Here is an 8,299-nt window from a genome sequence, read left to right on the forward strand (position 1 = left end):
CGGGGGGGCTGGCAGGGCCGGGGGTGGCGAGTGTGGCACAGCCTCGTCCGGGAGGGGCGCGGGGACACCAGGGCTCCCGGACGGGCCGTACAAGATTCATGCTGACGGATCAAATGCGGCTTGTCTGAGCCGCTATCCCCGTTGCTCGCCTTCCGGACTTGGGTCGCTTCAGTCCCTGCCCGGCGTTTGCTGCCGGATCTGCTGGAGGGCGCGGCGGAGCGGGCTGGTGTCGGCGGTGCGGTCGGGGTCGAGCCGGGCGACGAGGACGAGTGTCCCGTCGGGGAGCCGGGCCACGAGGGTGTCGGGGTCCGGCTCCGGGAGCGCGGGGCGGGGCATCGCGGGGTCGGGTTCCTACTCGGGCTGGTCGTCGGTCGTGGGTTCGGGGGTGGGGCCGAGGCCGTACCAGCCGCGGACTTCCTTGCCGTTCTCGGCCTGCCGGTGGATCTTCTTGGCCTTGGTCAGGCGGGAGAGCGCGTTGTCGAGGGTGGACGACTCGAGCCCGGTGATGTCCGCGATCTGATCCTTGTGGGCGTAGTTGATGTCCTCGGCGATCGGGTCGGTGTACTCCTCGAGGAACTGCAGGATCTTGTCCTCGGCTGTCCGGGGCTTCTTCGGCGGCGCGGAGACCGTGCCCATGTCGAAGATGGGCCCGGCGCCACCTTCGCCGTCGTCCTCCATGTCCTCGGGCAGGACGGAGTACCGGGCGAGCTCGTCGCGCTGGTCCCAGAACGGCCAGTCGGCGGGGTGGGCGATCTGGGTGGTGTCGATGTAGGCGCTGGCGTCCTCGAGGAGCCAGTTCCGCATCATCTCCGGGTGCGCGCCGGGGCTGGCGGCGAAGCCGAGGCCGAACGTCCGCACCGGGTCGTTCTCGGGCAGGTCGGCGTCGAAGACGAGCGCGCGGTCCTCGGTCCAGGCCGGGGGGATGTCGGCGGGGTTGCAGCCGGCGAAATTGTCGGGCAGGTCGATGAGCTGCTTCTGCTGGGAGTCGGAGCGCAGAAGGACGAGAGAGCCGCCGTAGAAGATGTTGTCGCGGATGGAGGCGTCGCCGCCGAACTGGGCCAACTGCATCAACTGGTTGGCGAGGATGACGGGCATGCCGAGGGAGCGGCCGAGGGTCGCGCCGGCGTTGATGATGAAGACGGCTTCCTTCTTGTGCTCGGCCTTCTCGCCGAGGAGCTTGCTGGCCTCGTCGAGGATGAGCGGCACCCAGGGGCGTTCGGGGCTGGGCTGGAAGTTCTTCTGCCCAAGGGCTGCGGACTCGGCGATGCGGTGCTGCAGGCCGTGGTACCAGACGCGGAGCGCGCCGATCGCGCCGTCGGGGCCGAGTCCGGAGTAGGCGGCCATCTTCTCGATCGCGGGGTTCGAGGAGCCCTTCGGGTCGGCGTTGATGATGGCGGAGCCGTTGACGTGGTGGGCGAGCGCGATGAGCTGAAGGGTGCCGCCCTTGCCGGATCCGGTGACGCCGGCAACGAGAACGTGCTGGGCGCCGAGCGCCGGGTCGTGGAGCTGCAGGCGGGCAGGGAACCCGGAGATGCCGCGCCCGATCTGGACGTAGCCGTTGGCGTTCGCCTTCAGGACGTGGGTGCCGGGGAAGATGGTGCCTTCCTCGAGGGGGTTGTGGTCCATCTTCCGTACGACGGCTTCGCGGGGGTTGAGGCGCGGCTCGTAGGAGATGAGCAGCGGGGTGGTGCGGAGGGCGCCGGCGAGGGAGGCGCGGTCGGGGTGGTCGAGCTTGTCGAGGGTGTCGTCGGCGACGACGACGGCGACCTGGCCGCCGGTGTTGGGGTCGTCCTGGACGTCGGCCAGGTACGTCCCGGCCATCAGGCCGCCCTTGCGGGCGACGTACTTGCCCCAGGCGCCGGCCAGGGTGCTCTCGTCGAGGGCGGGCGGCGGGGTGCGGTTGACGGTGAGGTGGAGCTGCCCGGCGTGGGCGCCGGGGGTGAGGTCGATCCAGGCGGCGTCGACCTTGTAGAGGCTGGAGATCGTGTCCTTCCTGACGGTGACGGCGCTGCCGGTGGGGGCGGTGATGGTGCCGGTCCACCGGTCCGGGGTGTGGGTGGTCAGGGTGAGTTCCTGGCCGCGGTTGACGCCGGTCTGGGGGTTGGAGACGTGCAGGTACCAGGCGTGGGCGATGAGCTGGGCGTCGCTGAGGGGGACGTGCGGCATGGCGGGCGTGTCTGCGGCGGCCGGGTGGGGCGGGTGGGTGGTGGTGCGGGGGCGGCGGAGGACGTTGCGGAGCTTGACGCCGGTGAGGACGACGGCTGTCCACCAGCCGAGGGAGACGATGCCGGGGATGGAGGGGAGGGTGGTGATGCCGGCCATGAGGGCGTCGGTGCCTTCGAGGCCGCCGAGGGTGCCCAGGCCGAGCGCCATGCCGGTGGTGAGGGTGGAGGCGAACAGGGGGGCGCGGTGGGCGCGGACGATGTCGGCGACGGGCAGGTAGTGGGCGAGGCCTGGGGGGAGCCGGTTCATGTAGTTGGCGGCGAGGAAGCCGGCGGTGCCGCCGTAGGCGAGGGTGGCGAGGAAGGCGGCGCTGCCGTCGAGGAGCGGGGAGAGAGCTCCGGCGGCGATGGGGGCGGCCGCGGTGATGATGCCGATGTTCCGTTCGGTGGTGGACGCGGTGGTGATCGTGGGGTTGGTGGACATGAGGGCTCCTTGGAGGCGGGGTGTCGTACGGGGGGGCGCTGGCGCCGCCCGGGTTGCCGGCCGGGCGGCGCCGGGCTGGGCTACTCCTGCTCGAACCAGGCGCGGTCGACGTCGTGGATGCCGGCGACGTTGGAGCGGGAGTACTGCTCCTGGATTCCGTCGTGGCTGGCGCGGGCCTGGGATGCGACGGCGGCCGCGGCCTTCGCGGTGGTGTCACCGGCCGAGGCGTAGGCGAGGGCCGCCTCGGAGACGCCGCGCATGATGCGCGCGAGGGCGTGGGTCTCGCCGACCGTGTACGGGTCGACGTTCATCGTGGCGATCATGTCGGCGACGCGTGCCGTGTCCTGGGCCTCCTCGTCGATCCAGGCGGCGTTCGCGCGGATCGACTCGGCGTTGCGGAGCACGTTCGTCTCCAGCTCGGCGACCGCCGCGCACAGCTGTCGGTAAGTCAGTTCAGGCATGGCGGTCAGCCCTCCTTGTAGAAGTCGCCCTCGGCGGGCTTGGTCAGGGGCGAGTCGACGACGGCCTGGTAGATCCCGCCGTAGCGGGTCTGCGCGTTGGCGTGGACGGCGCTGCAGGCGTCGGCGCCGCGGACGGCCCGCTTGCTGACGTCGCCGGCCAGCCCGGCCTGGGCGTTGGCGGCGTCCTGGAGCCGGGCCAGGGTGGCCAGGAGGTCCTCGCCGCCCTTGACGCCCTTCGCGGCCTCCAGGAGCCGGGTGATGGCTTCGGCCTGCTGGGTGGCGTGCGTCTCGAGGCCGCGGCTGCGCTCGGCGACCTGCTGCATCGTCTCCGTCTTGGCCTCGAGGCGGCGCTGGAACTTCTTCAGGGTGCGGACCTCGCCGCGCGCGAGGGCGGTCCGGTTGGCGCCGTCGCCGAGGTGCACGCTCGCGGCGTCCACGCCCGTGACGGGGATCGGGGTGGCCGGCGGGCGGGTCGGCTTGGGCGGGATGGTCTGGGTGGGCGGCACGGGGGTGTCCTTGTCTCGCTGCTGCTTGCGGGCGGCGTGCGCGGTGTCGAGCGCCGTCTTCTCCTGGCGGGCGGTGTCCTGGACGTCGGCCCAGCCGTCCTTCACGCCGTCGGCGTAGGCCTGGACGTGGGCGGCGGCCCGGGCGGCGCGGGCGCCGTCGCGGTATCCGGTCTCGCGCGAGCCGCGGGTTCCGAGCGGCCGCGTCGTCTCGGTGGTGCGGGGCTGCGAACGGTCCGTCCGGTCGTTCCGGGAGGGCCGCGTGGTGTTGGGGGTGCCGGGGTTCGTCTGCGCCGGGCTGGTGGGGCGGCGCTCCTGCCCGTCGGCGTCGGGGCGGTTCGTCCTGCGGCTGCTGGTGCTGGTCGCGCGCTGGTTGGGGTCCCGGTCGGTCTCGGGCGTGGTCCTGCGCTCGGGAGTGGCCCGACGTTCGGCGGTGGAGGTGTCGGGGGTGTTCTTCCGCGCTCGTGGGTCGCTGGTGCCGCGTCCCGCAGAGTTCCGTACGGGTGCGGGCCCGGGGGTGCGGGGTGTGGTCCCGCCCGCACCGCTGGCGCCGCTGGGGGCAGGGGTCCGGTTGCCAGGGGTCCGGCTGCCGCCGTCCTGCCCAGGAGTACGGGTGTTGTGCGGCCTGGGGCCCGGCTCGCGCCGAGTGCTGTTCGTCGTGGCGGGCGTCGGCGCTGCGGGCGTCCTCGGGGTCCGCTCGGCACGGGAAGAGCGCGGAGCGGGAGCGGGTGCCGGGGCGGGCGTACGGGACGCTCCTCCCCCGCCGTTGGACGTGTTCCTCGGCCCCGTCCTGGGCGCAGGCGCGGGGGTCTTCGGCGTCTTCGCCGGACGGTTCCCGCCGCCTCCGCCACCGCTTCCCGCCGTGTTCGGGCCGGGTACCGTTCGGTTCACGGTCACCGTGCGGGTCTCCCTCACCTGCTGCGCCGCGGCCCGGGCCTTTTCGACCTCGAGACGCTTTACACCGGCTCCCGCGCCTTTCCTCCACCGCTCCGCGCCGGCAAGAAGCCACGCCCGCATAACGCTTTCCTGCCTGCGGGAATTCGAGGTCGAATTCGGCGCATTCTCCGGGGTGTTGTCGTCGCCGTGGAACGAGGCGGAGGACACGCCGGCCACGCCCTGCTGCGTGCCCGGAGTGCCGGCGGCGGGGTCGAGGTTGAAGGTGGCCGGGGCCGGGCGGGCGGGTTCGACCGGGGCGAGCATGGAAGCCCACAGGCCGGGCTGGCCGTCCTGGTGGGGCCGGTCGTTGGGGTCGGGGACCGCTGCGGGCGCGGTGTCGGCCGCCATCGTGGATCTCCTTACTTCCTTCCTCTCACCGGCCCGGAGAGTCCTCGTTTCGGCTGTTGAGGGGCTCTCCGGGGCGGGAGGAGGAGGGATCGGGTCGGGAGGAAGAGGGTGGGAGTAAGTCAGGCCGGGTGGGGCTTGGTGGCCTTCCTCGCGCCCCACAGGGCGAGCGCGGCGAGGCTGCCGATGGCGAGGAGCGGGGTGCCGCTGATGGTGCCGTCTCCGCTCGTCTGGGGGCTGGTGGCGAGGGTGGAGGAGCCGGCGGTCTGCAGGTTCACGCCTGTGGTGTTCGCGGCGCCGTACTGGGCCTGGCAGTCGTCGATGACCTGACGGTAGGTCGGGGGTCCGTAGCCCTTCCCGATCAGGTTCTTGTTGTCGTCGATGCAGGAATTGACGGACGTCTGCCGGGCCTTTTCCTCGGCTTTCTGCGTGGCCTTTCCGGCCTCGTTCGCCCGGTTCGTTTCCTTCATTTCCTCCAGGCGTAGGGCCTGCGCTTTCAGGTCCAACTCCTTGGCGATGGTGGCGTCCTTGGCGGCCTGCGCCTCGTAGGACTGGTAGGCGATGAGGCTGCCGCCGGCGAGCACGGCGGCGCCGATACCGAGGGCGGCCTTCCCGCGCACGGTCAGGCCCGTCTTCGGGCCGTGCTGCGGGGCGCCGTAGGGGTTCGTGTCGTAGCCGTTGTGGTGGGCGGCGGCGGGCGCCTGGCCGAAGCCGCTCGTCTGGATGATCCGGTCGAACTCGTCGTTGGGCGGGGTGTTCACGGGGGTCACTCTCCGATCTGTCGGGCGTGGTCGGCGGTACGGGCGAGGAGGGCTCTGACGTGGGGAAACGTCCGTCCGGGGAGGTCGTTCCAGACGAAGAACTGCAGGTGGACCCCGGCGTGGGCGAGCACGGTGTGCATGTGCTCGACGGCTCGGGCGCGGGCGGCGGGGGTGACGTGGCCGGTGTCCTGCAGCAGCAGCTGCGCGCCGCCGATGCACATTCGGCCTGCGCGGTCGGTGCCGGTGGACTTGCACCAGCCGTACCGCTCGAGAACTCCGAGGGTGTGCAGGAGGTGCACCGACGGGGGCTGCGGGGCGGGCGCGTGCCACATGCCCCAGCCGGCCAGGAGGTTCTGGGCGGTGCGGGGCACGATCCGCTGGCTCCACGTCGGCAGGTCGGGGGGTGGGGGCGCGGCACCGGGCTGGCCGGGGCGGAGACTCCTGAGGGCTTCCTCGACGAGGTGCTGGGTGTCGGGGAGGGCGCGGGCGGTCGCCGCGGACGAGGGGGGCGTCCGCGGCTGGGTGTTGGTGCTCGGCATTTCGGGTTCCTTCGGGCTCAGGCGCTTCGGGTCTGGGACTTGGCGTAGAGGTTCTGGGCGGTGGAGAGGCGGTCGTAGGCGGTGGTCTGCTTCAGGTCGAAGTCCCGCATCACGTCCTCGAGGGACACGCACTTCGGGTCTCCGGCTTCGACGAGGCGGGCGAGGACCGCTTCGACTTCGGCCTGGCGCTTCGACCGCTGGCCGCCGATCGCGCGGGGAGCCGAAGTCGAACCTGAAGTGGAGTCCGAAGCGGTTTCGGGTCCGGGGCCCGAAGTGGAACCCGAACCTGAAGTGGGGCCACTTCGGGTTCCGGCTTCGGCCGCGATCCGCTGGGCGGTGCGCTGGGCGGCTTCCTCCCGGGCCCGCTGGGCGGCTTCGGCCTGCTCCTCGGCTTGCAGCCTGCGCGTTTCGGCTTCGGCCCGGCGGCGGTCGGTGGCCTGCTGAAGTCGCTTCAGTTCGGCTTCGGCTTCGGCCTGCTGCTGCTCGCGGGCGATGGCGGCGAGCTTCGCTTCGGTTTCGGCTACGAGGAGCCGGGCCGCTTCGGCTTCGGCGATCCGCTTCGCTTCGACTTCGATCCGCGCTGCTTCGGCTGCCGCTTCACTTCGGGCCTTCGCTTCGGCTTCGGCCGCTTCGGCTTCGGCCTTTTCGGTCCGGCGCTTCGCTTCGACTTCAGCCTTCCGGAGTTCGCCCTGGTGCTTCGCTTCGGCTTCGGCTTCGGACTTCGCCGTCTCCTCGGCGGTTCGCTTCGCTTCGGCTTCGGCCCGCCGCTTCGCCTCCTGGTACGGGAGGTCGATCGCGGCCTCGACGCTCATGCCGTCGCCGGCGAGGTCGAGGACGAGGAGCTGCTCGGCGGACGCCTTACGCCGCCAGCGGCGGCCGTGCTCCTTGCGGAGCTGCGCGCGGTAGATCCGGACCTCGCGCTCGAGGTCGATGACCGTCTCGTAGGAGCGGATGTTCCACATCCGCATCCGGCGCCAGATGACGAACGTGCCGTACGGGTTGAGGAGCCAGCGGGACATCGGCGGGGACTCGATGTGCTTGTCGGCGGTGATGTCGGCGATCCGCCCCACCGCGTGACGGGCGGCCTCGACGGCGATGACGAACAGGACGGGGATGACGGAGTGCATCCCGACGCCGAGCGGATCGGGCCACGCGGCGGCGGCGTTGAACGCGATCGTGGCGGCGGTCAGGCCCCAGGCGGTGTGCCGCAGGACGGGGTAGGGGATGCGGCGCCAGGTGAGGAGGAGGTCCAGGGCGAGGAAGGCGATGATGCCGGCGTCGACGGCGATCGGGAACGCGTGGGAGAAGCTGCCGAAGCCCTTGGCCTTGGCGAGCTGGGTGACGGCGGCGTAGGAGCCGATGAAGCCGAGCGTCGCGATGACGAGGACCGCGAAGGCGACGACGCCGATGAGGGTCTTCTGGGTGCGGGTGAGGGTGTCGGTGTGGGGGGTGGCCCCGGCGTTGGGCTGCCGGTTCCCCGGGGCGGGGTTCTGGGGCGGCGTGGCGCCGGCCGGGGTCGTGGTCACGGTGATCGGTGTCCTTCCGGGGCAGGGAGAGGGCGACGGTGAGGGTCAGGCGGCGGCCGGGAGGACCGTGGCCGCGACGGTCGTGGTGGGGGTCGGGAAGGGCGCGGGGGCGGGGAGGGCGGCGAGGCAGTCGTCGAGGTACTCGTCGATCTCGTCGGCGGACCAGCGCGCGGGGTCGCCGTGGGCGGCCCGGTACTCGGTCAGGGTCGGGATGGCCATGGGGTTCAGCTCCTGTCGGTGTCGGCGGTCCAGCCGGTGGGGGTGCGGCGGATGGTGACGGCCAGTCCGGTGATGCGGCCGGCGTGCGCGGTGACCGGGCCGGTCTGGTCGAGCTGGTTGAGGAGGTCGGCGATCTGGGCGGCGATCTGCTGGGCACGCTGTTCCCTGCGGTGGAGCTCGTCGGGGCTGCCGGTGTGCATCAGGACCTCCGGTCGAGGGGGTGGGGGTCCGGCCCGTTGTCGGCTCCCGGGCCGGACCCCCGCGGGGTGGGTGGTCAGAGGGTGTTCGGCTCGAACGAGAAGAAGAGGACGTTGGCGCGCTCCATCTGCGGGTTCCGGCGGACCATGTCGTCCTTGATCGCCA

The 8,299-nt window shown here is 72.1% G+C and carries 9 protein-coding genes; all 9 read right to left on the reverse strand.

Features of this window, described 5'->3' with window-relative positions; genetic code table 11:
- Nucleotides 1-168: 168 nt before the first annotated feature.
- On the reverse strand, nt 169-336 hold the full coding sequence (locus AB0E14_RS19765) for a hypothetical protein (RefSeq protein WP_362419249.1): 168 nt from the start codon (nt 334-336) through the stop codon (nt 169-171).
- 15 nt (nt 337-351) lie between these two features.
- On the reverse strand, nt 352-2,646 hold the full coding sequence (locus tag AB0E14_RS19770; RefSeq protein WP_362419252.1) for a hypothetical protein: 2,295 nt from the start codon (nt 2,644-2,646) through the stop codon (nt 352-354).
- 80 nt (nt 2,647-2,726) lie between these two features.
- Nucleotides 2,727-3,107, reverse strand: a complete 381-nt coding sequence (locus tag AB0E14_RS19775; RefSeq protein ID WP_362419255.1) for a hypothetical protein — start codon at nt 3,105-3,107, stop codon at nt 2,727-2,729.
- A 5-nt stretch (nt 3,108-3,112) separates the two neighbouring features.
- Nucleotides 3,113-4,894: a hypothetical protein gene (locus AB0E14_RS19780; protein ID WP_362419258.1), complete on the reverse strand. Its 1,782-nt coding sequence runs from the start codon at nt 4,892-4,894 to the stop codon at nt 3,113-3,115.
- A 119-nt stretch (nt 4,895-5,013) separates the two neighbouring features.
- Nucleotides 5,014-5,652: a hypothetical protein gene (locus AB0E14_RS19785; protein WP_362419261.1), complete on the reverse strand. Its 639-nt coding sequence runs from the start codon at nt 5,650-5,652 to the stop codon at nt 5,014-5,016.
- Nucleotides 5,653-5,657: 5 nt separating this feature from the next.
- Complete coding sequence (locus AB0E14_RS19790; protein ID WP_362419264.1) at nt 5,658-6,191, reverse strand: hypothetical protein; 534 nt, start codon at nt 6,189-6,191, stop codon at nt 5,658-5,660.
- A gap of 17 nt (nt 6,192-6,208) precedes the next feature.
- The gene (locus tag AB0E14_RS19795; RefSeq protein WP_362419273.1) at nt 6,209-7,600 is read right to left on the reverse strand and encodes a DUF2637 domain-containing protein; all 1,392 of its coding nucleotides are present in this window, start codon (nt 7,598-7,600) and stop codon (nt 6,209-6,211) included.
- A gap of 162 nt (nt 7,601-7,762) precedes the next feature.
- Nucleotides 7,763-7,936 carry a hypothetical protein gene (locus tag AB0E14_RS19800; protein ID WP_362419267.1) on the reverse strand — a complete coding sequence of 58 codons (174 nt, stop codon included), beginning with the start codon at nt 7,934-7,936 and terminating at the stop codon, nt 7,763-7,765.
- Between the two features lie 5 nt (nt 7,937-7,941).
- Nucleotides 7,942-8,136, reverse strand: a complete 195-nt coding sequence (locus tag AB0E14_RS19805) for a hypothetical protein (protein WP_362419270.1) — start codon at nt 8,134-8,136, stop codon at nt 7,942-7,944.
- Nucleotides 8,137-8,299: the final 163 nt, after the last annotated feature.

It is taken from the genome of Streptomyces sp. NPDC047981, from assembly GCF_040653315.1.
Lineage (GTDB): Bacteria > Actinomycetota > Actinomycetes > Streptomycetales > Streptomycetaceae > Streptomyces.